This is a genomic window from Streptomyces fructofermentans, from assembly GCF_014651055.1.
In the GTDB taxonomy this organism is placed as follows: domain Bacteria; phylum Actinomycetota; class Actinomycetes; order Streptomycetales; family Streptomycetaceae; genus Streptomyces; species Streptomyces fructofermentans.
Genome location: NZ_BMWD01000012.1, coordinates 16,156 through 41,989 on the forward strand (window position 1 = coordinate 16,156; position 25,834 = coordinate 41,989).

Below are 25,834 nucleotides of genomic sequence, written 5' to 3' on the forward strand. Positions count from 1 at the left end.
CTGGCTGAGCAAGCTGGGCGCGCTGCGCGATGTCGTACGCCAGGAGCTCGTCGCCCGGCAGCTCGACGAGCAGATAGCCGGGCGCTTCCCGGTGGGACAGCGCCTGCGGGTGCTCGACGTAGGCATGGGCCAGGGGACGCAGGCGCTGCGGCTGGCCCGGGCCGGACACCAGGTGACCGGGGTCGAGCAGGACTCCACGATGCTCGCCGTGGCGCGGGAGGCCCTGGCCGCCGAGCCCGAGGGCATCCGCGGCCGGATGCGGCTCGTCGAGGGCGACGGGCGTGACACCGGCGTGCACTTCCTGCCGGGGAGCTTCGACCTCGTGCTCTGTCATGGCGTGCTCATGTACGTCGAGGAGCCCGACGCCCTGGTGGCGGGGCTGGCCCGCATGCTGGCACCCGGCGGGCTGCTGTCGCTGCTGGTACGGAACGCCGACGCGCTGGCCATGCGGCCGGGGCTGGGCGGCGACTGGGCCGGCGCGCTGGCCTCCTTCGACTGCACCGCGTACACGAACAGGCTGGGGCTGGACGTCCGGGCCGACCGGCTCGACGCGCTCACCGGCACGCTCGCCGGGATCGGGGCGCCGCTGCACGCCTGGTACGGGGTGCGGGTCTTCACGGACACCGCCCCGGACGACGCCGAGGTGCCGGACGACGTGGAGGTCCTGCTGGCCGCCGAGGAGCGGGCCGGGCGGACCGACCCCTACCGCGGGGTGGCGGCGCTGCTGCACCTGTGCGGCGTCCGCGGCTGACCCGGCCGCCCGGCGCCTGACGGGCCGCCCCCGGGTCCGGCGCCCGCGCGGGTCGTGGCCGGGTCCGGCGTCCGCGCGGGTCGTGGCCGGGGGGGACGGGTGCCGAGGACGGCGCGAGGGGCCGCGCCGGTCGACCGGCGCGGCCCCTCGCGTACGGACCGGGAGGGCTTACGAGACCTCGGCGTGCAGGCTCATCGGGCCGTAGATCTCGGTGGCGTCCTCGAAGAGCCGGACCTGGTCGGCTCCCCCCTCGGCCAGCTCCTTCCAGTGCTCGCCGAGCCAGGACTCCGCGTCGCCCTGGGTCGTGAACTCCTCGGGCTGGACCGAGGGCTGGACCTCCGTCCCGTCGGCCTTCTCGAACCGCCACGTCCATGCCGTCATGTCAGCCTCCCAAAAACTACCGAGCAAGATCGGGCCTCTGGCCGAAGCCTAGGCGTTCCGCCGACCGTCCGGTGTTCAACGGTGCAGGTCGAGAAGCACGGTGGCCCGGGCACGCGTCGCGCCCGGCGCTCCCGCCGGCTCCGGACCGCGCCCTCGGGGCACCCCGCGGGGACCGGCCGGCGGAGCCGGAGCGGCCGCCTCCGGGGCCGCGGACGGCACGCGTCGCGCACTTTTGCGGTACGCCGTCGCGCAGTACGTCCTCCGGCACGGGAAAATCGTTTCCGTGGAAGTCACTCTGCTCGGTACCGGTACTCCCGCGGGGCTGCCCCGTCCCGACTGCCCCTGCGCGGCCTGTGCCGTGGCGCTGGGCCCCGACGCGCGGGCGGCCACCGCCCTGCTGGTGGACGGCTCGCTGCTCCTCGACCTCACGCCCGGGGCCGCCTTCGCCGCGGCCCGTGCCGGGCACTCCCTGGGCGGGGTGCGCCAGGTCCTGCTCTCGCACCCGCACGACGGGCCCGCCGTCGAGGTGCCTGCCGGGCTCCCGCAGCCCGGCAGGGTGCCGGACGGGCGGGAACTGGCCCTGCTGACGGGCCATCGGGTGCGGGCCGTGCCGATGGACGCGCCGGGCACCGGATACGCCGTCACGGGACCCGACGGGCAGCGGCTGCTGTACCTGCCGCCGGGCGCGGCGCCCGCGGGACTCGAAGAGGCCTCTGAGCGCTACGACATGGTGGTCGCCGACATCGTGGGACGCCCGGACGCGGTGGCCCGGCTGCGGGCCGCCGGGGCCGTCGGTCCCACGACCGACCTGATCGCGGCGCACCTCGACCACGACGTGCCGCCGGGCCGGGAGCTGCGGCGCAGGCTGGCCGCCTGGGGCGCGCGGGCGGTCCCCGACGGCACGACGCTGACCGTCGGGGTGTACGAGGACGTGCCCGACGTACCGCGCAGGACGCTGGTGCTCGGCGGGGCGCGCTCGGGGAAGTCGGTGGAGGCGGAGCGGCGCCTGGAGGGCTTCCCGGACGTGCTGTACGTGGCGACCGGCGGGACGCGCGGCGGCGACGGCGAGTGGGCCGCCCGGGTGCACACCCACCGGGAGCGGCGTCCCGGCTCCTGGCGCACGGACGAGACCTGCGACCTCGTTCCCCTGCTGAAGGAGGACGGCCCGCCGCTGCTCGTGGACTGCCTGTCCCTGTGGCTGACGGACGCGATGGACGCCGTGGACGCGTGGGACGACGACGAGTGGGCGGGCGGCGGCGAACGCGCGCTGCGCAGCCGCGTCCGGGAGCTGGCCGCCGCCGTCCGCGAGTCCCGCCGCACGGTGGTCGCCGTCTCGAACGAGGTCGGCTCCGGCATCGTGCCCGCCACTCCGTCCGGCCGCCGGTACCGCGACGAACTGGGCCGCCTCAACGCGGCGTTCGCGGCCGAGTGCGAGCAGGTACTGCTGGTGGTGGCGGGGCAGGCGCTCACCCTCAAGGGCTGACGTCCGGCACCCTCGGTCGCAGCCGTCGGCCGACGGCTGCGACCGAGGGTGCCGGACCCTCCCCGCCGCCCGCACGGCGGGGAGGGTCCGGCACGTCCGGGGGGTCCGCCGCGGCCGGAGGCCGGGAGCGGCGGTACCGGGCCGGCGGCGGGGTCCCGGGCCGGGGGCTCAGGGGGTCCGCGGCCGGAGGGCCGGGGTCTCGGCGTCCCGGTCGTCGGGGACCGGGATCGGGGGCCGGGGTCGAGGGCTGGTTCAAGCGGCCGGCAGAAAGTCGGGATCAGTGGGTCGGGGTCAGAGAGTCGGGGTCAGCGGGTCGGGGTCAGGGAGTCGGGGTCAGGGAGTCGGGGTCAGCGGGTCGGGGTGCGGGCGTTCCTGCGGGCGATGATCCGGTAGGCGTTCGAGAAGCGCGTGCGGCGCAGGACCGGGGCCAGGGCGTGGTCCAGGACGATCGCCGAGGCGAGCAGCGGGGTGGTGGCCCGGGTGAGGGCCGTGCGGAGGGTGCGCTGCAGGTCGCTCGGCGGGGCGGGGCGCCAAGGTTCGTCGCCGCCCGGCAGCCGGTTGCCGATCGCGAGCGCGAGCGCGCCGGTCAGGTCGTAGGGGACGTGCGGTTCGCGGCGGTCGGTGGAGACGACCGTGCAGCCCAGCTCGTCGAGTTCGCCGAGCAGGTTGCGCAGAGGCATCAGGTGCAGGTGCTGCGGCTGGCAGTACGACACCCACCACTTGCCGAGCAGCGCGCCGAACGCGCAGTCCGGGTCCGGGACTTCGACGAGCAGATGGCCGCCGGGGCGCAGCACGGTGAGGGCGGCGCGCAGTTCCTCGCGCGGGTCGGGACTGTGCTCCAGGTGGTGGAACATGCTGACCACGTCGTAGCGGGCGCGCAGCCGCCCCGCCAGTTCGGGCAGCCTGCCGCGGTGCGCCTCCTCGACCCGGCCCGCGGCCCGCGCCCCGTCCACGCGCGAGGTGGCGTCCAGCCCGTCGAAGGACGTGTACGTGTGCACCTCCTTGGCCGCCGCCGGGAAGTGGCCGTGGCCGGTGCCGACGTCCAGCCAGCTCTCGGGTTCGGGGAACGGGAGCATGGAGCGGGCCGCCGCCTCGTGGCGCCGGCGGCCGGCCCTGGCCCGCAGGATCCGCTCCGCGAAGGTCTCGTTCTCCGCCCGCGCGTCCTGGCCCTCGTGGAAGTCCCGGTAGTAGAAGGCCAGTCCCTCCGCGGTGAGCCGGGGGTTCTGGAACGCGTGGGCGCAGTCCTCGCACTCGTCGACGACGAAGGTGCCGGGCTTGTGCTGGAGCAGGTCCGGGGTGCGCAGCCGGGTGCGCAGCCGCCGGGAGCCGCACCAGGGGCAGTCGGGTCTGCGCGGTTCGTGGAAGCGGTCGGTGCCCCGGGCGAGTTCGCTGAGGTACGCGGCGCGGCGCCGGGCGACGGCCTGGGTGGTGGGGGGTGTGGGGGGCATGGTCTGTCTGCTCCTGCCGGTCCGAACGCGCTACGACCCTTTACAGCCTGATATGAACGGTTACCACCCCATACAAACCGGTATGACAATCCACTGCACACCGGGGCGCGGCTGGAGCGGCTCGCGGCACCGGGCGGAACGGTCCGGGAAAGGGCTTTCCGGGCGGGGTCCGACCGTCAGGACCCGGGCCGGATCACTGCCGGTACTGTTCGGCGAATGAGCTCGCTTAATCTCGACGACTTCACCGATCTGATCGAGCGCCCCGACGGCGGAGTACGCCGTGACGCGGAGGCGCGCCGCGAGCGGCGGTCCGTGCCGCCCGGCTCCCTGGGCCGCCTCGACGAACTCGGTGAGTGGCTGGCCGCCGCGCAGTCGGCCGTGCCGGTGCGGGCGATCGAGCGTCCGCGCGTGGTGCTGTTCGCGGGCGACCACGGGGTGGCCGGGCTGGGAGTGTCGGCCCGGCCCGCGCGGAGCGCGGACAGGCTGGTGCGGTCCGTGCTCGACGGGGCGAGCCCCGTCTCCGTGCTCGCCCGTCGGCTCGGCCTGCCGGTGCGGGTCGTGGACATGGCGCTCGACTGCGAGCCGGACACCCTGCCCGCCGAGGTCGTACGGCACCGGGTGCGGCGCGGCTCGGGGCGCATCGACGTGGAGGACGCGCTGTCCCTCGACGAGGCGGAGGCCGCGTTCCGCGCGGGCGTCGCCGTGGCGGACGAGGAGGCGGACTCCGGCACGGACCTCGTCGTGCTCGGGGACCTGAGTGTGGGCGGCACGACGGCCGCCGCCGTACTGATCGCGGCGCTGTGCGGGACCGACGCGTCCGTCGTCACCGGCCGGGGCGGCCTCCCCATCGACGACCTCGCGTGGATGCGCAAGTGCGCCGCCGTGCGGGACGCGCTGCGGCGGGCCCGGCCCGTGCTCGGCGACCAGTTGCAGTTGCTCGCGGCCGTCGGCGGGGCGGACCTCGCCGCGATCACCGGCTTCCTGCTCCAGAGCGCGGTGCGCAAGACGCCGGTCATCCTCGACGGCGTCGTCTCGGCGGCCTGTGCCCTGGTGGGGCAGCGGATCGCCTTCCGCGCGCCGGACTGGTGGGTCGCCGGGCAGAGCAGCGGCGAGCCGGCCCAGGCCAAGGCGTTCGACCGGATGGCCCTGGAACCGCTGCTCGACCACGGCGTGACGGTCGGCGAGGGCACGGGCGCGCTGCTCGCGCTGCCGCTGGTCCAGGCGGCGGCGGCCCTCGCGGCGGAACTGCCGGAGGCCCCCGGGCCGGAGGCGGCCACCGCGGGGACGCCCGACCCCGAGGCGGCCACCGCCACCGCGGGGGCAGCCGACCCGGGGACGTCCGACCCGGAGGCGGTCGAGTCCGAGGCGGTCGCCGCCACCGGCACCGCGGGGGTGGTCGAGTCCGAGGCGGGCGAACCCGACGCGGGCACAGCGGGGACGGACGGCGCCGGGACGGCCGGCTCCGAGGCGGTCGGGCCGGGCTCGGCCGAGGCGGCGGCCGGCCCCGCAGCGGCCGGGACGGGGGCAGCCGCTCCGGAGGCGGCGGACCGGGAGGCAAGCGGGCGGTGAGCGGGCGGGTCGGAGACCGGCGGCCCGGCGGCAAGGCGCGGCGGACGAAGCCGCCGCCGGTGGTACGGCACGGGCGGTACGGCATCGGGTCGGGCGGTCGCGAGTGGCGCGGCGGCGGGCGCGGCGGCAGGCGGTACGGACGCCGAAGCGGGCACGGCCCGGCAGGGCGGGGGCCCGCCCCGGACACGGGCCCGACCAGGGCAGGGACCCGGGCACGACCCGTCAGGGACCGGACCATCAGGACCCGCCAGGATCGGACGGCGCGGCGCCCCCCCGAGGAGCCCGGCGAGCCCCTCCGGGGCACGTCGCCACCCGCCGGGGCACGTCGCCACCCGACGGGGCAGGACCCGCCGCCAGGAGCGGGGTCGCTGCCGCCGCCTCCCCCTGACCGTCAGGGCAGGCCCCCCGCCCCGACTCCCGCCCCGGCCGGCCCCGCACCCTCGCGCCACTCGCCACTCGCCACTCGCCACTCGCCAGGAGCCAGGCACCCAACCCTCCATCCGCCCCGCGACTCCCCGTACCGGCCCGCCCCCGCCGGAACGCACCGCCGCCCAGCCGCGCCCCATATGATCCCTTTTCATGGGATCTGCCCAAGTCAGCGCCGAGTCGGAGTCGAAGCGGGACGGCGCCGGTGGCCGCGACCGCCCGTCCACCCCGGCCTCGCGGCGGGCCGCCGCGTTCGCCGTCTGGTACCTCCGCGTGGTCACGTTCATCAACTTCCTGAGTGCCGTGTGGGTCTCGCTGGGGCAGGACCTGCGGCGGCACAACACGGACGACTACTTCACGCCGTACCTGCTGACCGCGGGCTTCGCGTCCGGGGCGTTCACGATGTTCCTGGCGATCACCATGCGGCGGCGCAAGCGGGCCGCCTGGATCCTCAACCTCGTGCTCGGCGGACTGTTCCTGGTCCTGTTCGCCTTCGCCATGGCCTTCGCCGACATCAGGCGGTACCCGCAGAACTGGATCTCGCTCGGTCTGACGGCCGCGTTCGTTGCGGCCCTGGTCGTCGGCCACCGCGAGTTCTACGCGAAGGGCGACCGCTCGAACCCGAAGCTGGCCGCGGTCGTCGCGGTGGGCGGCCTGCTGGTCTGCTCGCTGCTGGCCGCGCTCCTGGTGACCGTCACGAACGAGGCCCACGACGGCGGTTCGACCTTCACCGACCGCTGGCGCTACGGCACCCTCCGCCTGATCTCGGTCGCCGCCGACGACTCCAATTTCCCCGGCATCACGTCTCCCAACTGGGTGAACGTCACCATCAACGTGCTCAGCACCCTGCTGGTGCTCGGCGTGTTCTACGCGGCCTTCCGCTCCCGCCGCGCCGTCGACCCGCTGACGGAGGACGACGAGGCGCGGCTGCGGGTCCTGCTCGACCGGAACGGCGAACGCGACTCCCTCGGCTACTTCGCGCTGCGCCGCGAGAAGAGCCTGGTGTGGTCCCCGACCGGCAAGGCCGCCGTCGCCTACCGCGTCGTCGGCGGGGTCTCCCTGGCCTCCGGCGACCCCCTGGGCGACCCCGAGGCCTGGCCCGGCGCCATCGAGCCATGGCTGGCAGAGGCCCGTGTGCACGGCTGGATCCCGGCGGTGATGGGCGCGAGCGAGGAGGCCGGGACGGTCTACGCGCGCCACGGCCTGGACGCCCTGGAACTCGGGGACGAGGCGATCGTCGAGACCGCCGAGTTCACCCTCGAGGGGCGTGCGATGCGGACCGTGCGCCAGGCCTTCAACCGGGTGCGGCGCGCGGGGTACGAGGTGCGGATCCGGCGGCACGAGGACATCCCGGCCGACGAGATGGCGTACCTCGTCGGGCGGGCGGACGACTGGCGGGACGGCGCGACCGAACGGGGCTTCAGCATGGCGCTCGGACGGCTCGGCGATCCGGCCGACGGGCAGTGCGTCATGCTCGAATGCACCGACGGGGAAGGCGCGTTGAGAGCCGTTCTGTCCTTCGTCCCGTGGGGGCCGCACGGGCTCTCGCTCGACCTCATGCGGCGGGACAGGGACGCCGAGAACGGGCTCATGGAGTTCATGGTCATCGAACTCCTCCAGCGGGCCCCGTCGATCGGGGTCACCCAGGTCTCGCTCAACTTCGCGATGTTCCGTTCGGTCTTCGAGCGCGGCTCGCGCCTCGGGGCGGGCCCGGTGCTGCGGCTGTGGCGCTCCGTCCTGAGCTTCTTCTCCCGCTGGTGGCAGATCGAGTCGCTGTACCGCGCCAACGCCAAGTACCGGCCCATCTGGGAGCCGCGGTTCCTGCTCTTCGAGAAGAGCGGCGACCTGCCGCGCCTCGGACTCGCGGCGGCCCGCGCCGAGGGCTTCCTGGAGGCGCCGGGCCTGCCGAAGTGGCTGCACCGCGGCCGGCTCGGACCGCGCCGCTGAGAACCCCCGCCCGGGTGCACCCACCCGTGCGCAAGGCCCCCGTACGGGCTCAGCGGCCCCCGGGCAGGGACCGGGCGGGCTCCGGGTCGGGCTTGCCGCCGATCAGGTCCTGCATCCTGCGGCGGGGCCCGTCCCAGCGCCGGTCGTGGTGGTAGGCGCGCAGCGTGGCCCGGGCGCGGGCACGCGGGCGCCGGCGGTAGAAGCGCCTGGCCCAGGCGGAGGCGGGCCGGGCGAGGCGGATCGCGCCGACGAGGGCGACCAGCGGGACGACCACGCCGAACAGCGCCATCCGCGCCTTGCCCTTGCTCAGCGCGACCAGCGCGAAGGCGAAGTTCACCGCGATGCTCACGATGACGCCCCCGCGGTCCTGCAGTTCGTCGTCGGAGAGGTCGTTGACGCCGAACGGCAGGAATCCGCTGAGCATCAGGCCCACCAGGGCCGCCGTGAGGACCACGACCTCGACGCTCTTGCGGCCCTCCTCGCTCCAGTAGACGTCGTCCAGGTGCAGGATCAGCGCGAACTCGTCCAGCACCAGCCCCGCGCCGATGCCGAAGACCACCGCGAACACGGCCGAGCCGAACCCGTGCCGCCCGCTGGCGACCGCGCCGAATCCGCCGAGCACGGTCAGGACGACCCCGGGCACGACGTGGTGGATGTGCACACCGCCGGCCTCGACGTTGCCGAACGGGCCCTTGCCCGCGCGGATCATCCGGACGACCACCCGGGTGATCACGAAGGTCAGCACGAAGGAGGTGAGCGCCAGCAGCAGCGGCACCTTGCCCGGCTCGACGATGTTCCGTGTCCACCAATCACCCATGCCGCGAACTTAAGCCGCGACCGCCGACGGCGCCCTCCAGGCAGCCGGGTAGCCTGCGCCGATGCCCAGAACCCCGCTCCCCGACGGCCTCCGCTTCGCCTTCGGCACCCTGACCGTGCTGCCCGTCGGCGTGACCCGCTGGGACCGCGACGCGGCCCGGGCCGGAATGCTCTGCGCACCCGTCGCCGGTCTGGTCGTGGGTCTGCTCGCCGCCGCCACCGGTCTGCTCCTGCTGGTGCTGGGCGCGGGACCGCTGCTCGCCGCCGCGGCCACCGCCGCGGTGCCCGCCGTCCTCACCCGCGGCCTGCACCTCGACGGCCTCGCCGACACGGCCGACGGACTGGGCAGCGGCAGGCCCGCCGAGGAGGCGCTGGCCGTCATGAAGCGGTCGGACATCGGCCCGTTCGGGGTCGTCACCCTGCTCTTCGTCCTGCTCGCCCAAGTGGCGGCACTCGCCGAGGCCTACGGGGCCTCCTGGACCCGGGGCGCCCTCGCCGCCGTCGTCTCCGCGACCGCCGCACGGCTCGCGCTCACCCTCGCCGCGCGCACGGGGGTCCCGCCGGCCCGCCCCGAGGGCCTGGGCGCGGCGGTCGCGGGGACGGTTCCCGTACGGGCCGCACTGCTCACGGCGGCCGCCGTCACGGGCGCGGCCGCGGCCGCCGGCACCCTGCTGGGCACGTACGGCCCGCTCTCGGCCGCGCTGGCCGTGCTCGCCGCCTGCGGTGCGGCGCACCTTCTGCTCGCGCACTGCCTCCGGCGCCTCGGAGGCGTCACCGGCGACGTGTTCGGCGCGCTGGCCGAGACCGCCGCGACCGCCGCGCTGGTCGTCCTGGTCCTCGGTTGAGCGACCCGGCGCGCGCCGGGTCGCTCAACCGAGGACCCGCCCGCGGCCCGGGCGTCCGCGGGCCCGCGGAGGCGCCGGGGAGCGCCGGACGGCGGGCCTCCGGGCCACCACGCGCGGCGGATCGACCGCCGGAATGAGCGAATGGCGGCACCGCGCGTAGGCTCGTGCCCGGAGCCCCATCCCCCGGCCGACCAACCCCGTCTCGGCCACAGCAACTCAATGGAAGCGAGATTTCACCACCGTGACTGCTCTCACTCTCAGCACCGCCGCGGCGCCCGGTCTGCGGGCCGACGCGATCGTCGTCGGTGTCGCCAAGGACACTGCCTCCACGTCCGGGGGCCTGGTCGTCGCGCCGGGCGCGGAGGCCGTGGACAAGGCGTACGACGGCAGGCTCGCCGGCGTTCTGAAGACCCTCGGCGCCTCGGGCGGCGAGGGCGAGGTGACGAAGCTGCCGGCTCCGGCCGGCTTCAAGGCTCCTCTCGTGCTGGCGGTCGGTCTCGGTGCCCTGCCCGCGGAGGGCGGTTCCTTCTCCGCGGAGACCCTGCGCCGCGCGGCCGGTGCCGCCGCCCGCTCCCTGTCCGGCGTCAAGAAGGCCGCGTTCGCGCTGCCGATCGCCGACGCGGCCGACGCGGGCGCCCTCGGCGAGGGCGCGCTGCTCGGCGCGTACGCCTTCGAGGCCTACAAGGAGAACGGCAAGGACGCCAAGAACGGCAAGGCGCCCGTCGCGGAGATCGCGCTGCTCGGCACCAAGCCCCGCGACAAGGCGTACAAGGCGGCCGTCGAGCGCGCCACCGCCGTGTCGGAGGAGCTGAACCGCGCCCGCGACCTCGTCAACACGCCGCCGAACGACCTGAACCCGGAGTCCTTCGCGGCCGTCGCGCAGGCCGCGGCCAAGGAGCACGGCATCAAGGTGCAGGTGCTCGACGAGAAGGCGCTGGCCAAGGGCGGCTACGGCGGCATCCTCGGCGTCGGCGCGGGTTCCGCGTCCGCGCCCCGCCTGGTGAAGCTGTCGTACACCTCGTCCAAGGCGAAGAAGCACCTGGCGTTCGTCGGCAAGGGCATCACGTACGACTCGGGCGGCATCTCGCTCAAGCCCGCCGGGCACAACGAGACGATGAAGTGCGACATGGCCGGCGCCGCCGCGGTCTTCGCCGCCGTGGTCACCGCCGCGCGCCTCGGCCTGGAGGTCGACGTCACCGGCTGGCTCGCGCTCGCCGAGAACATGCCGTCGGGCTCCGCCACCCGCCCCGGTGACGTGCTGCGCATGTACAGCGGCAAGACCGTCGAGGTCCTCAACACCGACGCCGAGGGCCGGCTCGTCCTCGCCGACGCGCTCGCCAAGGCCTCCGAGGAGCAGCCCGACGCGATCGTCGACGTGGCGACGCTGACGGGCGCCATGATGCTGGCGCTCGGCAACCGCACCTTCGGTGTCATGTCCAACGACGACGCGTTCCGCGCCTCGCTCCACGAGGCGGCCGGCGAGGTCGGCGAGGACTCGTGGCCGATGCCGCTGCCCGACCACCTCAGGAAGGGCATGGACTCCCCCACCGCCGACATCGCCAACATGGGCGAGCGCTACGGCGGCGGACTGGTAGCCGGCCTCTTCCTGAAGGAGTTCGTCGGCGAGGGCATCACCTGGGCGCACCTCGACATCGCGGGCCCGGCCTTCAACGAGCAGGGCCCCTTCGGCTACACCCCCAAGGGCGGTACGGGATCCGCCGTGCGCACCCTGGTCCGGCTGGCCGAGGTGACGGCCGCGGGCGACCTGGGCTGACCCGCGCGGTACGGCCCCGGGCGACTCCCGGGGCCGTACCGGCGGCCCGTCCTGTGATCGATCAGACGCCCCTCACCCCGGCCCGGCGTCCCGCCTGCCGCCGACAAGTGCGAAGATGGGTCCTCGGCAGGACAGGGCCCCACCACAGGGCCGAAGCAAGACAAGAGCGGCCGGACACCAGCCGACCGACCGGTCAACCACCCGCAAGGGACATGGGTGCCCGGCGTACGGCGCACATGCATGGAGGACGTGACGTGGCGAACGACGCCAGCACCGTTTTCGACCTAGTGATCCTCGGCGGTGGCAGCGGCGGGTACGCCGCGGCGCTGCGCGGGGCGCAGCTGGGCCTGGACGTCGCCCTGATCGAGAAGAACAAGCTCGGCGGCACCTGCCTGCACAACGGCTGCATTCCCACGAAGGCCCTGCTGCACGCCGGCGAGATCGCCGACCAGGCACGCGAGGCCGGGCAGTTCGGCGTCCTGACGACCTTCCAGGGCATCGACATCAACGCCGTCCACAAGTACAAGGACGACGTCATCAGCGGCCTGTACAAGGGCCTCCAGGGTCTGGTGGCCTCCCGCAAGGTGACGTACATCGAGGGCGAGGGCCGTCTGTCGTCCCCGACCTCCGTGGACGTCGGCGGGCAGCGTGTCCAGGGCCGTCACGTGCTCCTCGCGACGGGCTCCGTGCCGAAGTCGCTGCCGGGTCTGGACATCGACGGCGACCGCATCATCTCCTCGGACCACGCGCTGACGCTGGACCGCGTCCCGAAGTCCGCCATCATCCTGGGCGGCGGCGTCATCGGCGTCGAGTTCGCCTCCGCGTGGAAGTCCTTCGGGACGGACGTCACGGTGATCGAGGGCCTCAAGCACCTCGTGCCCGTCGAGGACGAGAACAGCTCCAAGCTTCTTGAGCGCGCCTTCCGCAAGCGCGGCATCAAGTTCAACCTCGGCACGTTCTTCGAGAAGGCCGAGTACACGCAGGACGGCGTCCGCGTGAGCCTGGCCGACGGCAAGACCTTCGAGGCCGAGGTCCTCCTGGTCGCCATCGGCCGCGGCCCGGTCTCCGCGGGTCTCGGCTACGAGGAGCAGGGCGTCGCGACGGACCGCGGCTACGTCCTCGTCGACGAGTACATGCGCACGAACGTGCCGACGGTGTCCGCCGTCGGCGACCTGGTTCCGACGCTCCAGCTCGCGCACGTCGGCTTCGCCGAGGGCATCCTGGTTGCGGAGCGTCTCGCCGGACTCAAGACCGTTCCGATCGACTACGACGGCGTGCCGCGGGTGACGTACTGCCACCCCGAGGTCGCCTCCGTCGGCATCACCGAGGCCAAGGCCAAGGAGATCTACGGTGCGGACAAGGTCGTCGCTCTGAAGTACAACCTCGCGGGCAACGGCAAGAGCAAGATCCTCAAGACCGCGGGCGAGATCAAGCTCGTCCAGGTCAAGGACGGTGCCGTGGTCGGCGTCCACATGGTCGGCGACCGCATGGGCGAGCAGGTCGGCGAGGCCCAGTTGATCTACAACTGGGAGGCGCTGCCCGCCGAGGTCGCGCAGCTCATCCACGCGCACCCGACGCAGAACGAGGCGCTCGGCGAGGCCCACCTGGCCCTGGCCGGCAAGCCGCTCCACTCGCACGACTGACAGCCCTCGGGCGCGACGACACAGACTTCCGCAATTCGTAAGGAGCAACCGAAACCATGGCGGTTTCCGTAACCCTTCCGGCGCTCGGCGAGAGCGTCACCGAGGGCACTGTCACTCGCTGGCTGAAGGCCGAGGGCGAGCGTGTCGAGGCCGACGAGCCGCTGCTCGAGGTCTCCACGGACAAGGTCGACACCGAGATCCCCTCCCCGGCCGCGGGCGTGCTCGCCTCCATCAAGGTCGCCGAGGACGAGACCGTCGAGGTCGGCGCCGAGCTGGCCGTCATCGACGACGGCTCCGGGGCGCCCGCCGCGGCGGCCCCCGCCGCCGAGCCCGAGCCCGAGCCCGCCGCGGCTCCCGAGCCCGCTCCGCAGGCCGCTCCGGCCGCCGAGGCCGCCGCACCCGCGCCGGCTCCGGCCGCCGAGGCGTCCTCCGGCGGCTCCGCCGAGGGCACCGACGTCGTACTGCCCGCACTGGGCGAGTCGGTCACCGAGGGCACCGTGACCCGCTGGCTCAAGGAGGTCGGCGACAGCGTCGAGGCCGACGAGCCGCTGCTCGAGGTCTCCACGGACAAGGTCGACACCGAGATCCCGGCTCCCACCTCGGGCGTGCTGCTGGAGATCGTGGTCCCCGAGGACGGGACCGCCGAGGTCGGCGCGAAGCTCGCCGTCATCGGTGCGCCCGGCGCGGCTCCGGCCGCGGCCCCCGAGGCCCCGCAGGCGCCCCCGGCGCCCGCTCCGGCTCCGGCTCCGGCTCCGGCTCCGGCTCAGCCCGCTCCGCAGGCCGCGGCCCCGGCCGCTCCGGCCGCCCCAGCCCCGCAGGCGCCCCCGGCGCCCGCTCCGGCTCCGGCGCCCGCTCCGGCCCCCGTCGCCCCGGCCCCGGCTCCCGCCGCGACCTCCGGTGACGACGGCGCCTACGTGACCCCGCTGGTGCGCAAGCTGGCCGCCGAGAACGGCGTCGAGCTGTCCGCCGTCAAGGGCACCGGCGTCGGCGGCCGCATCCGCAAGCAGGACGTCCTCGCCGCCGCCGAGGCCGCGAAGGCGGCCGCCGCCGCGCCGGCCCCGGCCGCAGCGCCGAGCACCGCGAAGAAGGCTCCGACCCTGGAGGCCTCCCCGCTGCGCGGCCAGACCGTGAAGATGCCCCGCATCCGCAAGGTCATCGGCGACAACATGGTGAAGGCCCTGCACGAGCAGGCCCAGCTGTCCTCGGTGGTCGAGGTCGACATCACCCGCCTGATGAGGCTCCGCGCGCGGGCGAAGGACTCCTTCGCGGCCCGCGAGGGCGTCAAGCTCTCCCCGATGCCGTTCTTCGTGAAGGCGGCGGCCCAGGCGCTGAAGGCCCACCCGGTCGTCAACGCCCGGATCAACGTCGAAGAGGGCACGATCAGCTACTTCGACACCGAGAACGTCGGTATCGCGGTGGACTCCGAGAAGGGCCTGATGACCCCGGTCATCAAGGGTGCGGGCGGCCTGAACATCGCCGGCATCGCCAAGGCCACCGCCGATCTGGCGGGCAAGGTGCGGGCCAACAAGATCACTCCGGACGAGCTGTCCGGCGCGACCTTCACCATCAGCAACACCGGCTCGCGCGGCGCGCTCTTCGACACGATCATCGTGCCGCCGAACCAGGTCGCGATCCTCGGCATCGGCGCCACGGTCAAGCGTCCGGCCGTCATCGAGACGGAGGAGGGCAGCGTCATCGGCATCCGCGACATGACGTACCTGACGCTCTCCTACGACCACCGTCTGGTGGACGGCGCCGACGCCGCCCGCTACCTGACGGCGGTCAAGGCGATCCTGGAGGCCGGCGAGTTCGAGGTCGAGCTCGGCCTGTAAGCCACGCCTGCCGCGCCCCCCGTCCCCTCCGAGGGACGGGGGGCGCGGTCGTGTCCGGACCCGCCGCGGGCGACCGCCGGGCTCCCCCGGAGCGCCGGCCGGCACCCGCGGCACCACCGGCCGCGCGACGACGCGCCGTCCCCGGTACGGGACTTGACGGCGCGTGGTGCTCCGCCGACGTGTAAGTCTCGTCTCACCTGCGCGAAAGCGCCCCCGTCCACCTCTCCTCACGCAGGGCCCGGCCGTATTGTCTAGACGTCAACGCCCTGGGGCCGGAGCGGCCCCGGCCTAAGGAGCCCTCATGACCGCGCCCGTCGTCCACTCGCTCCGCGAGCAGATCCGCGAGCACATCGTGGAGGGGATCGTGAGCGGCCGCTGGAAGCCGGGCGAGCGGATCGTGGAGCGGCGGATCGCCACCGAGCTGGAGGTCAGCCAGACGCCGGTGCGGGAGGCGCTGCGGGAACTGGAGTCCCTGCGCCTGATCGAGTCCGCCCCCAACAAGGGCGTGCGGGTACGGAACCTCACCGCGGCCGACCTGGAGGAGAGCTATCCCGTCAGGGCCGGTCTGGAGGCCATCGCGGCCGAGCTGGCGGCCGAGCGGCTGGCCGCCGACTGCTCGGCCCTGGAGCCGCACGTGACGGCCCTGTACGAGGCCGACCGCAAGGCCGACGGCACCGGCCAGGTGCGGCACACGGTCGCCTTCCACCGCGAGCTGGTGCGCGCCGCGGGGAACTCGGTGCTGCTGCACACGTGGGAGGGCCTGGGCATCGAGGTCTTCACGGCCCTGTCGATCCGCTGGCTGGGCACGGTCCAGCAGTCGTACGCGGAGGAGCACGAGGCGCTCGTGGAGGCGTTCCGCAGGCGCGACCCGCTGATCGCGGAGCTCGTGAAGGCGCATGTGCTGGGGTGCGCGCCGCGTACCGGAAGCGAACCCTCCTAGCCCGCGAACAGCGGAGCGGCACCCCGCTCAAACGTCCTCCCACCTGCGAAAACCAGGCACCGGGTGCCTGTCGCCGAGGCACCGCGTGCCGACTTTCGCCGGATCGAGAGGTTTTACCCTGGGAACCTTTGATCGATCATCGATCAGGGAGTTACAGTCACCGTCGGGCTCCACCCGAGCCCGCCGCCCTGTCCTGCCGAAGACCAAGGGCACCCCCAACCCCTTACCGATGAGGGAACCCCCCTCCGCATCCGGAAGGCGGCGCAATGACCGACCCCACCGCAATCCAGCCGAGCGAGCTCGACCAGCTCCCGGACCGCGACCCCGAGGAGACCGCCGAATGGCAGGCCTCCCTGGACGCCGTCACCCAGGCGGCCGGGCCGCACCGTGCCGCGTACCTGATGCGCCGCACCCTGGAGCGGGCCGAGGCGGGCGGGCTCGCGCTGCCCAAGCTGCTTGAGACCGACTACGTCAACACCATCCCGACCGCCGCCGAGCCCGCCGTGGACGGCGACGAGGCGATGGAGCGCAGGATCACCGCGTGGAACCGCTGGAACGCGGCCGCGATGGTGACCCGCGGCGCGAAGCACGGCGTCGGCGGCCACATCGCCACCTTCGCCTCCGCGGCCTGGCTCTACGAGACGGGCTTCAACCACTTCTTCAAGGGCAAGGAGGGTGACGGGTCCGGCGACCAGCTCTACATCCAGGGCCACGCCTCCCCCGGCATCTACGCCCGCGCCTTCCTCGACGGCCGCCTCGGCGAGACGCACCTCGACAACTTCCGCCAGGAGTCGGGCGGCAACGGCCTCCCGTCGTACCCGCACCCGCGCCGGCTGCCCTGGCTCTGGGAGTTCCCGACCGTCTCCATGGGCCTCGGCCCGCTGTCGGCGATCTACCAGGCCCGCTTCAACCGCTACCTCACCAACCGCAGCATCAAGGACGTCTCGGCGTCCCACGTGTGGGCGTTCCTCGGTGACGGCGAGATGGACGAGCCGGAGTCGACCGCGGCACTCGCGCTCGCCTCCCGCGAGGGCCTCGACAACCTGACCTTCGTCATCAACTGCAACCTGCAGCGCCTCGACGGCCCGGTGCGCGCGAACTTCAAGATCGTGCAGGAGCTGGAGGCCCAGTTCCGCGGCGCCGGCTGGAACGTCGTGAAGTCGCTGTGGGGCAACGCCTGGGACGAGCTGTTCCGGCTCGACACCACGGGCGCCCTCGTGCGCCGCCTGCGCCAGGTGCCCGACGCGCAGGTGCAGACGTACCAGACCCGCGACGCCGCCTACATCCGCCAGGACTTCTTCGGTGCCGACCCGGCGCTCGTCGAGATGGCGAAGCTGCTCAGCGACGACAAGATCATCGAGTGCTTCCAGCTCTCGCGCGGCGGCCACGAGGCCCGCAAGGTGTACGCGGCGTACAAGGCGGCCCTGTCGCACAAGGGCGCGCCGACGGTGATCCTCGCGCAGACCGTCAAGGGCCACACCCTCGGCGCGGGCTTCGCGTCGAAGAACGCCAACCACCAGATGAAGAAGCTGTCCACGGACGAGTTCAAGCAGATGCGCGACCTGCTCGAACTGCCCATCCCCGACAGCCGGTTCGTCGACGGTGTGGTGCCCTACGGCCACCCCGGCGCCGACTCCCCCGAGGTGCGCTACCTCCAGGAGCGCCGCGCGGCCCTCGGCGGTCCGGCCCCGGCCCGCCGCACGCACGCCGTGGCTCCGCTGCCCGCCCCCGCCGACAAGGCGTTCGCGGCGTTCGACAAGGGCTCCGGCTCGCAGAACGTGGCGACGACCATGGCCTTCGTACGGCTGGTCAAGGACCTGGTCCGCGACAAGCAGTCCGGCAGGCGCTGGGTGCCGATCGTCCCCGACGAGGCGCGCACCTTCGGCATGGAGAGCCTCTTCCCGTCCCTCGGCATCTACTCGCCGAAGGGCCAGACGTACGAGCCGGTCGACCGCGACCAGCTCATGTACTACAAGGAGGCCAAGGACGGCCAGATCCTCAACGAGGGGATCACCGAGGCCGGTTCCATGGCGGACTTCATCGCCGCGTCGACCGCGTACAGCACGCACGGCGAGCCGATGATCCCGTTCTACATCTTCTACTCGATGTTCGGCTGGCAGCGCACGGCCGACCAGATGTGGCAGCTCGGCGACCAGCTCGGCCGCGGCTTCCTCGTCGGCGCCACGGCCGGCCGTACGACGCTGACGGGCGAGGGGCTCCAGCACGCGGACGGGCACTCGCCGGTCATCGCTGCGACGAACCCGGCCGCCCTGTCGTACGACCCGGCGTTCGCCTACGAGGTCGCGGCGATCGTGAAGGAGGGCCTGCGCCGGATGTACGGCGAGGCGGCCCCGGGCGAGGACCAGGACGTCTTCTACTACCTCACCGTCTACAACGAGCCGATGCCGCAGCCGGCGAAGCCCTCGGGCCCCGGTACCGACGAGGGCATCGTCAAGGGCCTGTACCGCTTCAACACGGCGGAGTCGGCGGGCCTGAACGTGGCCGCGGCGAACGCTCCGCGCATCCAGCTGCTCGGCTCGGGCACGGCGATCCACTGGACGCTGGAGGCGCAGAAGCTGCTGGCCGAGGAGTGGGGCGTGGCCGCCGACGTGTGGTCCGCGACCTCCTGGACCGAGCTGCGCCGGGACGCGCTGGAGGCCGACGCGGCGCTGCTGCGCGGCGAGGAGCGGGTGCCGTTCGTGCGCCGGGCGCTGCAGGGTGCCGAGGGTCCCGTGCTCGCGGTGTCGGACTACATGCGCCAGGTTCCCGACCAGATCGCGCAGTGGGTCGAGCAGGACTACTCGTCGCTGGGCGCGGACGGCTTCGGCCTCTCCGACACCCGGGCGGCCGCCCGCCGGCACTTCGGTGTCGACGCGCAGTCGATCGTCGTGGCGGCGTTGGCGCAGCTCGCGCGGCGTGGTGAGGTGAAGGCCTCCGCGGTCAAGGAAGCGCGGGAGCGGTACGGGCTGTAGGTCCGTCGCGTTCCGGGGTCCGACGGTGTGTGCCGTCGGGCCCCTTCGCGTTTCCCGGCGCGGCGGGTTCCTGTGTGCGGGTGCGTCGGGGGTCGGGGCCGGCTCGTCCGCGTCCGCGGGTCCGTCGCGGCCGGTCGCGCCGTTCCCCGCGCCGCCCGGAAGGGCGCTGCCCTCCCGGCAAGGTCGTGACGGCAGCCCGCACCTCCCGCACCCCCGCCGTTCCCCGCGCCGCCCAGAGGGTGCCGGCCTCGCGGCGGGGTCGGGGCGGCATCATGTGTTCATGCGTGCTGCACGGCTGATCAGGATGGTGCTGCTGCTCCAGTCCCGGCCCTCGATGACCGCGGCCGAGCTGGCCCGCGAGCTGGAGGTGTCCGAGCGGACCATCACCCGCGACGCCCAGGCCCTCTCCGAGGCGGGCGTTCCGGTGTACGCCGACCGGGGCCGGACCGGCGGGTACCGGCTGATCGGCGGCTACCGGACCCGGCTCACCGGACTCGCGCGCGGTGAGGCCGAGGCACTGTTCCTGTCCGGCGTACCGGGCGCCCTGCGCGAGATGGGGCTGGAGGACGCCGCCTCCGCCGCCCGCCTCAAGGTGTCGGCCGCGCTGCTGCCCTCCCTGCGCGACGCCTCGCACACCGCGGCGCAGCGCTTCCACCTCGACGCGCCCGGCTGGTTCACCGAGCCGAAGACCCCCGAACTGCTGCCGGCGGTCGCCGAGGCCGTGTGGGACGACCGCCGGATCACCGCGCGCTACCGGCGCCAGGACACCGGCGTCGAGCGCGAGCTGGAGCCGTACGGGCTCGTGCTGAAGGCAGGCGTCTGGTACCTGTGCGCCCGCGTACCGGACGCCGGATCGTTCCGCGTCTACCGCATCGACCGCTTCACCGCCGCCGAGCCCGGCGCCGACCGCTTCGGCCGCGACGCCTCGTTCGACCTGCCGGCGTTCTGGGCGGAACGCGCGGCGCAGTTCGCGCGCTCGATCCTGCGGTCCACCGTCGTGGTGCGGCTGACCGGGGCCGGCGCACGCGCGCTGCGGCACGCCGTCGACCCGCTCGCCGCGCAGGAGGCGCTGGCCGAGGCCGGCCCGCCGGACGGGGCGGGCCGGGTGACCGTGAGCCTGCCGGTCGAGTCGGACGACGTCGCGTACACCCAGCTCATGGCGCTCGGCCCCGAGGTCGAGGTGATCGAGCCCGCCGACCTCCGGCGGCGCTTCGCGGACGCCGCGGCCCGGACGGCCGCCTACTACGGGCAGGACGAGCCCGGCACGCCGGACGGGGGGCCGACCGCTACCGGTAGCCCGTGACGTCCGCGGGCCCGTCCTGATCCACCTCGGTCATGTAGCGCCACGCGTCCGGCGCCGACCCGTCGACGTCCGTGACGCCGTACTCCCGGGCGAGCCCACCGCTGGACAGCGAGCGCCCGTTCCAGCGCGCGAGCCCGGGGTCGGCGGCGAGCGCCACCAGGGTCCGCCCGACGTACGTGGGCGTCTCGGAGATGGCGAAGTGCGGCGCCTGGGCGCAGGCCTCACGCCAGTTCTCCTCGGTCACGTGGAACGCCGTGTCGAGCATCGCCTCCGAGCGCAGCCAGCCGGGGGTGAGGCAGACCGCCGTGCAGCCGTGCTCGGCGAGTTCCTCGCCGAGGCCGTACGCCATGCGGATCGGGGTCGTCTTGGCGAGGTCGTAGAAGAACGGCCTGCGGTAGCGGCGGTTGTACTCCTCCGTGCCGTCGGTGACCTCGACGAGGAGCCCGCCCGGGTTGCGGACGAGGAGCGGGAGCGCGAAGTGGCTGGTGACGATGTGCGACTCGATGCCGAGGCGCATGATGCGCAGCCCCTTGTCGAGGTCCATCTCCCACATGGCGGGCTGACCGCCCGCCGACCAGTCGAGGTGGACGTCCCCGCCCCAGAGGTCGTTGACGAGGATGTCGAGCCGCCCCTGCTCCCGGTCGACGCGGTCGACGAGCGCCCGTACCTGCTCGGGCTCCAGGTGGTCGGTCGGCACGGCGATCCCCCGGCCGGCGGCACCGGCGGCCTCGTCGACCAGTTCGGCCGTCTCCTCGATCGTCTCCGTGGCCCGGCCGACCTCGCTGACACGGTCGCGGGTCGTACGTCCCGTCACGTACACCGTGGCGCCCGCGCGCCCCAGCTCCACCGCCATGGCGCGGCCGGCACCCCGGGTGGCGCCCGCGACCAGGGCGATCCTCCCCTTGAGCGGCTGCGCGGTGGCCCGTACTGATTCCTCTGCTGTCTCCATGCACCGAGCATCGCGCCGAATACCGACATCTGCTGTCGGACTTTCCGCGGGGCATGTGCGTGCATAACGATCTGTCCGTCCCCGGGTGCGCGGGCCGGGCGCAGGCCCGATGCTTGTCCCGTGATGGACGAGACGGAGTTCTGGGAGCTGGTGGACGCGGCCCGTGTGGCCGCCGGGGGCGACGCCGAGGAGCAGGCCGACCTGCTCGTCGAACGGCTCCTCCTGCTGGACCCGGACATGGTGCTGGACTTCGCCCGTCACTTCGAGGCCCGGTACAACCGCGCGTACACCTGGGACCTGTGGGGCGCCGCCTGGATCCTGCTCGACGGGGCCAGCGACGACGCCTTCGACTACTTCCGCTGCTGGCTGATCGGCCAGGGGCGCGACGTGTACGAGGGCGGTGTGCACGAGCCCGACCGGCTGGCCGAGCTGCTCCGGGACTTCGACGACGAGGTCGACGGGGACGGCGAGGAGCTGGGCTACGCGGCGGACGAGGCCTACGAGCAGCTCACCGGAACGGTCGCCCCCGACCTGGGTATTCCGGCCGCCCCGCGGGAGCCGCTGGGCACCCCGCTCGACCTGGAGAACCAGGTCCTGCTGGCCGAGCGCCTCCCCCAGCTCTGGGAGCGCTTCGCCGACTAGCGCCTCCCCCAGCTCTGGGAGCGCTTCGCGGACTAGCGCCTGCCCTGGAGGTGCGCGGCGCGCTGCCTGATCTCGGGCAGCCGGGCCGTGAGCGCCGCTCCCGGGCACTCGGTCGAGTAGCCGTCGGAGTGGCCGGAGACGGCCGTGAAGGTGGCCCGGGTGCCCGCGCGGTACCTGCTCAGGCTGTTGGTGGAGACGAGGTTGACGCGGGCGCGGGGGTCCGTGTCGGTGAGGCCCAGTTTCCACGCGGCGACGGCCGCGACGGCGTCGGTCATCGCCTTGGGCACCGGCACTCCCTCGGTGAAGGTGCCGATCGCGGCGATGCCCGCGGTGCCGACGTTGAACCCCTGCGTGTGGGCGCCGACGACGGCCCGGTCGACGCCGCCCGCCCGGCCCTCGTAGACGGTTCCGCAGCGGTCGACGAGGAAGTTGTAGCCGATGTCGTCCCAGTGCCTCGCGCCCGCCTGCCCGGTGTAGAGGGACTGGATGATCCGGGGCGTGTCGGCGCAGTCGTAGCCGTTCGGCGAGTCGGTGTGGTGGACGAACACGGCGGACACGCGTCCGGCGTACCGGACGGGCGGGCGGCGGAAGGCGGCGTCGCCGAGCCAGCGCTCCCTGGGCACGATCTCGGGGCGGGCGGCCGTGTGCCCGACGGCCGCCCTGGCCGCGACGGGCCGTCCGGCGTCACCCGGTGTCCGGTCGATCCCGACGGCGCACAGGACCAGCGCCGTGACCGCCGCGAGCCCCGGCAGACAGGCGAGGACGACGCGTACGGGGCGGGGCGGGAAGGTGCGACGGGTGACGCGCGAGCGGCTCCCCCGGGGGGCCTGTGCGGTCTGTGTGGCCTGCGGGGCTTGCGGGGCTGACGCGGCCTGGGGGGCCGGGGCGGCCTGGGGCCCGCCCGCGCCCCCTGTCCGGGCGGCGCCTTCCCGCACGCCCCGATGCCGGCCCCGCGACCGCCCCCGGGCCCGGCGCAGCGCGCCCCGGACACGTGCTGCGAGCGGGGTTCGATGGGCACACATGTGATCCACTCTCGGGGACACTCCGGCGGTCCGCGACGTGTGCTGTGCCACCCGGTGGAACCAACGTCCCGGTCCGGGACGTTTCTACAGGTCCATGCACGTGTGCCCGATGTCCGGTCCCGCACGGGCTCCGCCTGATCACCGGGCGGGCCCGGCACGTACTGAGGGGCCCAAGGGAAAGGGAGCTCCGTGGACCTGCTCGACATCCTGCTGCTGCTGGTCATCCTCGGCTACGCGGCGTCCGGCTACCGGCGCGGCCTGGTGGCCGGCTGCGTCTCCCTCGCCGGCTTCGTGGGCGGGGCCGTCGTAGGAGTGTGGGCGCTGCCCCTGGTGATGGACCTGGTGGCGGCGGGGTCGCCCGCCGCCACGGTCACTGCGGTCCTGACGGTGCTGCTGCCCGCCGCGCTGGGGCACGAACTGGCGGGGCGGCTGGCCCTGCGGCTGCGGCAGGGGCTGGACCGCGGATCGGGCTCGCTGCGGATGGTCGACGGGGCGGGCGGGGCCGCGGCGAACACGGTCTCGGTGCTGCTGGTGGCCTGGGTCGCGGCGAGTGTCCTCGGCGCGTCGGCCTCGCCCGTGGTCACCTCGTCGATCCGCAACTCGGCGCTGCTCGGCGCGGTGCAGGACGTCATGCCGGCGACCACGCCCGCGTGGTTCTCCCGGGCCACGTCGGCGCTCACGGAGGCGGGTTTCCCGCAGGTCTTCAACCCGTTCGAGAACGAGCCGGCGGCCTCGGTCGCCAAGCCGTCCGGGGACAGCGTCACCTCTGCCGCGACCCGGGCCGCGCAGCGCTCGACCGTGAAGGTGGAGGGCGCCGTGGGCACCCAGGGACGCGAGGGCAGCGGCTTCGTGTACGCCTCCGAGCACGTGATGACCAACGCCCATGTCGTGGCGGGCATCGACGACCCGACCGTGCGGGTGGGCGGCACGGGCCGGGCGTACGAGGCGAAGGTCGTCCTGTTCGACCCGGAGAAGGACGTGGCCGTGCTGGACGTGCCCGGTCTGAAGGCCCCGGTGCTGAAGTTCGACGACAGCGCGACCCGCGGCGACGCGGCCGTGGTCGCGGGCTACCCGCAGGACGGCGGCCTGGACCTCCAGGCGGCCACCGTCGCCAGCACGATCAAGGCCAGGGGGCAGAACATCTACGGCACCGGCCCGGTCACCCGCGAGATCCACTCGGTCCGCTCCACGGTCCGGCCCGGCAACTCGGGCGGCCCCCTGCTGACCACCGACGGCAAGGTGTACGGAGTGGTCTTCGCCCGCTCCACCAGCGACGACGAGACGGGTTACGTCCTGACCGTCGACGAGGTCGCCGGGGACGCCCGGCGCGCGGCGCGGGCCTCGACCCCGGTGGACACGGGCGACCTCATCAACTCCTGAGGCCGGGCCGGGCGCGACCGCGCCATCCGTCTCAGAGACCGCGGCCCATCAGGACGTCGTCCACGTACCGCCCGTCGAGGTGGAATTCGCCGGGCTGTATCCCCTCGACCGCGAAGCCCTCCGACGCGTAGAGCGCGCGGGCCGGTTCGTTGTGGCCGAGGACGCGCAGCGTGATCCGGCGTGCGCCCTGGCGGCGGGCCTCCTCGACGGCGGCGCGGACCAGTGCCCGGCCCACGCCGTGCCGGCGCGCCCCGGCGGCGACGGCGAGCCCCTGTATCTGCCGTACGTGGGCGTTGGAGGCGAGCGGGGTGGGGAAGCCGATCCGTATGTAGCCGACGAGGCGCCCCCCGCTCTCCGCGACCAGGTGGTCGCGCGGGCCGAAACGCTCGTTGAAGAAGGGCTCGTACGGCGGCTCGTCGCGGGGACGGACTGCGTGCAGGGGGGACCACGCGGCACGGTCGAGGAGGCCCAGCGCCTCTTCGTCGCCGGACCGGGCGGTGCGTATGAGCGGCTCGGGCATGGAGGCCACCCTACGGCCGGGGCGCCCGGGGCCGACGGGGCCCCGGTGCCGCCCACCCCGTGCGGAAGCCCCGCCCGTGCCTCGGACGCCTGTGCCGCGTACGGGTGGCGCGCCGCGTGCGGGCTCCGTGTCGCGGGAGCGGTGGCGCAGGATGGGGGCATGGATGCTTCGCGAATCGCCGTGGCCGGCGCGTCCGGCCTGATCGGCTCGGCGCTGGTGCGCTCACTGACCTCGGACGGGCACGAGGTGGTGCGACTGGTGCGGCGCGCGCCCCGGGCGAAGGACGAGGTCGAGTGGGACCCGGCACGGCAGCACGTCGACGCGGCGGGCCTGGTCGGCTGCGACGCGGTGGTGAACCTCGCGGGGGCCGGGATCGGCGACCGCAGGTGGACGGACGCCCACAAGCGCGCGATCCGGGACAGCCGGGTGCTGGGCACGGCCGCGCTCGCGGAGGCCGCCGCCTCGCTGGACCGGCCGCCGCGGGTCTTCCTGAACGGGAGCGCGATCGGCTTCTACGGGGACACCGGCGCGCGGGCGGTGGACGAGGACGCCCCTCCGGGGGACGGCTTCCTGCCCTCGGTGTGCGTGGAGTGGGAGGAGGCCACGGCGGCGGCCGAGGAGGCGGGCATCCGCACGGTGCTCGCGCGCACCGGCCTGGTCGTGGCCGCGCGGGGCGGTGCCTGGGGGCGGCTCTTCCCGCTCTTCCGGGCAGGGCTCGGCGGGCAGTTGGGGGACGGCAGGCAGTTCTGGAGCCACATCGCGCTGCACGACCACGTGGCGGCGCTGCGGCACCTGCTCGACTCCGAGTCGCTGTCGGGGCCCTTCAACCTGACGGCTCCGGAACCGCGCACCAACCGGGAGGTCACCGCCGCGATGGGGCGCGTGCTGCACCGGCCCACCGTGTTCGCGGTGCCCGCGCCGGTCCTGAAGGCGGCGCTCGGCGAGCTGGCCCAGGAGGTGCTGGGCAGTCAACGGGTGGTGCCCACAAGGCTGTTGGACTCGGGCTTCACGTTCGCCTTCCCGGGCATCGACGAGGCGATCCGGGCAGCACTCGCGTAGGCGCCGCTCCCCCTCCCGCTCCCCTCCCGCTCTCCGGACTCCCACCCCCTCCCGCTCTCCCCCGCTCCCCGGTCGGCCCGCGCGGGCGCCGCCCCGCCTCCCCGGGGGTGGCGCCCCGAGCCGTGCCCGGCG

The 25,834-nt window shown here is 74.2% G+C and carries 19 protein-coding genes and 1 pseudogene; 14 read left to right on the forward strand and 6 right to left on the reverse strand.

Annotated features, from left to right (window positions below):
• The first annotated feature begins 13 nt into the window (after positions 1-13).
• Positions 14-751 (forward strand): methyltransferase domain-containing protein, encoded by a 738-nt coding sequence (locus IE265_RS18130; protein WP_190036790.1) that lies wholly within the window; start codon positions 14-16, stop codon positions 749-751.
• 168 nt (positions 752-919) lie between these two features.
• Here the strand turns inward: IE265_RS18130 and IE265_RS18135 are convergent, their stop codons facing one another.
• Positions 920-1,132 (reverse strand): hypothetical protein, encoded by a 213-nt coding sequence (locus tag IE265_RS18135; protein WP_190036642.1) that lies wholly within the window; start codon positions 1,130-1,132, stop codon positions 920-922.
• Between the two features lie 283 nt (positions 1,133-1,415).
• On the opposite strand from IE265_RS18135, the gene IE265_RS18140 reads away from it, so the two are divergent.
• On the forward strand, positions 1,416-2,615 hold the full coding sequence (locus tag IE265_RS18140; protein WP_190036643.1) for a bifunctional adenosylcobinamide kinase/adenosylcobinamide-phosphate guanylyltransferase: 1,200 nt from the start codon (positions 1,416-1,418) through the stop codon (positions 2,613-2,615).
• A 347-nt stretch (positions 2,616-2,962) separates the two neighbouring features.
• On the opposite strand, the gene IE265_RS18145 is transcribed toward IE265_RS18140, so the two are convergent.
• The gene (locus IE265_RS18145) at positions 2,963-4,063 is read right to left on the reverse strand and encodes a class I SAM-dependent methyltransferase (RefSeq protein WP_190036644.1); all 1,101 of its coding nucleotides are present in this window, start codon (positions 4,061-4,063) and stop codon (positions 2,963-2,965) included.
• A 216-nt stretch (positions 4,064-4,279) separates the two neighbouring features.
• On the opposite strand from IE265_RS18145, the pseudogene cobT reads away from it, so the two are divergent.
• Positions 4,280-5,362, forward strand: a pseudogene (cobT, locus tag IE265_RS18150) (nicotinate-nucleotide--dimethylbenzimidazole phosphoribosyltransferase); the annotation flags it as partial.
• Positions 5,363-6,211: 849 nt separating this feature from the next.
• Entirely contained in the window at positions 6,212-8,005 is a 1,794-nt protein-coding gene (locus tag IE265_RS18155) for a phosphatidylglycerol lysyltransferase domain-containing protein (protein WP_190036645.1), read from the forward strand.
• 49 nt (positions 8,006-8,054) lie between these two features.
• Here the strand turns inward: IE265_RS18155 and IE265_RS18160 are convergent, their stop codons facing one another.
• Positions 8,055-8,822 (reverse strand): hypothetical protein, encoded by a 768-nt coding sequence (locus IE265_RS18160; protein ID WP_190036646.1) that lies wholly within the window; start codon positions 8,820-8,822, stop codon positions 8,055-8,057.
• A gap of 61 nt (positions 8,823-8,883) precedes the next feature.
• On the opposite strand from IE265_RS18160, the gene IE265_RS18165 reads away from it, so the two are divergent.
• The 7 genes from IE265_RS18165 to IE265_RS18195 all read left to right on the forward strand — a co-directional run bounded on the left by IE265_RS18165 (position 8,884) and on the right by IE265_RS18195 (position 20,130).
• A complete protein-coding gene (locus IE265_RS18165; protein WP_190036647.1) occupies positions 8,884-9,666 on the forward strand; it encodes an adenosylcobinamide-GDP ribazoletransferase in 783 nt (260 codons plus the stop codon).
• A gap of 241 nt (positions 9,667-9,907) precedes the next feature.
• Entirely contained in the window at positions 9,908-11,440 is a 1,533-nt protein-coding gene (locus IE265_RS18170; protein ID WP_190036648.1) for a leucyl aminopeptidase, read from the forward strand.
• Between the two features lie 254 nt (positions 11,441-11,694).
• Positions 11,695-13,083: a dihydrolipoyl dehydrogenase gene (lpdA, locus tag IE265_RS18175; protein ID WP_190036649.1), complete on the forward strand. Its 1,389-nt coding sequence runs from the start codon at positions 11,695-11,697 to the stop codon at positions 13,081-13,083.
• A 56-nt stretch (positions 13,084-13,139) separates the two neighbouring features.
• A complete protein-coding gene (gene sucB, locus IE265_RS18180) occupies positions 13,140-14,915 on the forward strand; it encodes a 2-oxoglutarate dehydrogenase, E2 component, dihydrolipoamide succinyltransferase (RefSeq protein ID WP_190036650.1) in 1,776 nt (591 codons plus the stop codon).
• A 301-nt stretch (positions 14,916-15,216) separates the two neighbouring features.
• A complete protein-coding gene (locus IE265_RS18185; protein WP_190036651.1) occupies positions 15,217-15,855 on the forward strand; it encodes a GntR family transcriptional regulator in 639 nt (212 codons plus the stop codon).
• A gap of 266 nt (positions 15,856-16,121) precedes the next feature.
• Positions 16,122-18,827, forward strand: a complete 2,706-nt coding sequence (aceE, locus tag IE265_RS18190; protein WP_190036652.1) for a pyruvate dehydrogenase (acetyl-transferring), homodimeric type — start codon at positions 16,122-16,124, stop codon at positions 18,825-18,827.
• Positions 18,828-19,107: 280 nt separating this feature from the next.
• On the forward strand, positions 19,108-20,130 hold the full coding sequence (locus IE265_RS18195) for a helix-turn-helix transcriptional regulator (RefSeq protein WP_190036653.1): 1,023 nt from the start codon (positions 19,108-19,110) through the stop codon (positions 20,128-20,130).
• Here IE265_RS18195 and IE265_RS18200 read toward each other — a convergent pair.
• Positions 20,114-21,079, reverse strand: coding sequence for an SDR family oxidoreductase (locus IE265_RS18200; protein ID WP_190036654.1), 966 nt, complete (start codon positions 21,077-21,079; stop codon positions 20,114-20,116). The genes IE265_RS18195 and IE265_RS18200 overlap by 17 nt on opposite strands.
• A 123-nt stretch (positions 21,080-21,202) precedes the next feature.
• Between IE265_RS18200 and IE265_RS18205 the strand changes: the two genes are divergently transcribed.
• On the forward strand, positions 21,203-21,721 hold the full coding sequence (locus IE265_RS18205) for a DUF4240 domain-containing protein (RefSeq protein WP_190036791.1): 519 nt from the start codon (positions 21,203-21,205) through the stop codon (positions 21,719-21,721).
• Positions 21,722-21,753: 32 nt separating this feature from the next.
• On the opposite strand, the gene IE265_RS18210 is transcribed toward IE265_RS18205, so the two are convergent.
• Complete coding sequence (locus IE265_RS18210) at positions 21,754-22,473, reverse strand: peptidoglycan recognition protein family protein (protein ID WP_229916280.1); 720 nt, start codon at positions 22,471-22,473, stop codon at positions 21,754-21,756.
• A 459-nt stretch (positions 22,474-22,932) separates the two neighbouring features.
• Here IE265_RS18210 and IE265_RS18215 point away from each other — a divergent pair, with 459 nt between their 5' ends.
• Positions 22,933-24,123: a MarP family serine protease gene (locus IE265_RS18215; protein ID WP_190036656.1), complete on the forward strand. Its 1,191-nt coding sequence runs from the start codon at positions 22,933-22,935 to the stop codon at positions 24,121-24,123.
• 31 nt (positions 24,124-24,154) lie between these two features.
• Here the strand turns inward: IE265_RS18215 and IE265_RS18220 are convergent, their stop codons facing one another.
• Complete coding sequence (locus IE265_RS18220) at positions 24,155-24,643, reverse strand: GNAT family N-acetyltransferase (protein ID WP_190036657.1); 489 nt, start codon at positions 24,641-24,643, stop codon at positions 24,155-24,157.
• 159 nt (positions 24,644-24,802) lie between these two features.
• On the opposite strand from IE265_RS18220, the gene IE265_RS18225 reads away from it, so the two are divergent.
• Positions 24,803-25,702, forward strand: coding sequence for a TIGR01777 family oxidoreductase (locus tag IE265_RS18225; protein WP_190036658.1), 900 nt, complete (start codon positions 24,803-24,805; stop codon positions 25,700-25,702).
• The last annotated feature ends 132 nt before the right edge of the window (positions 25,703-25,834 follow it).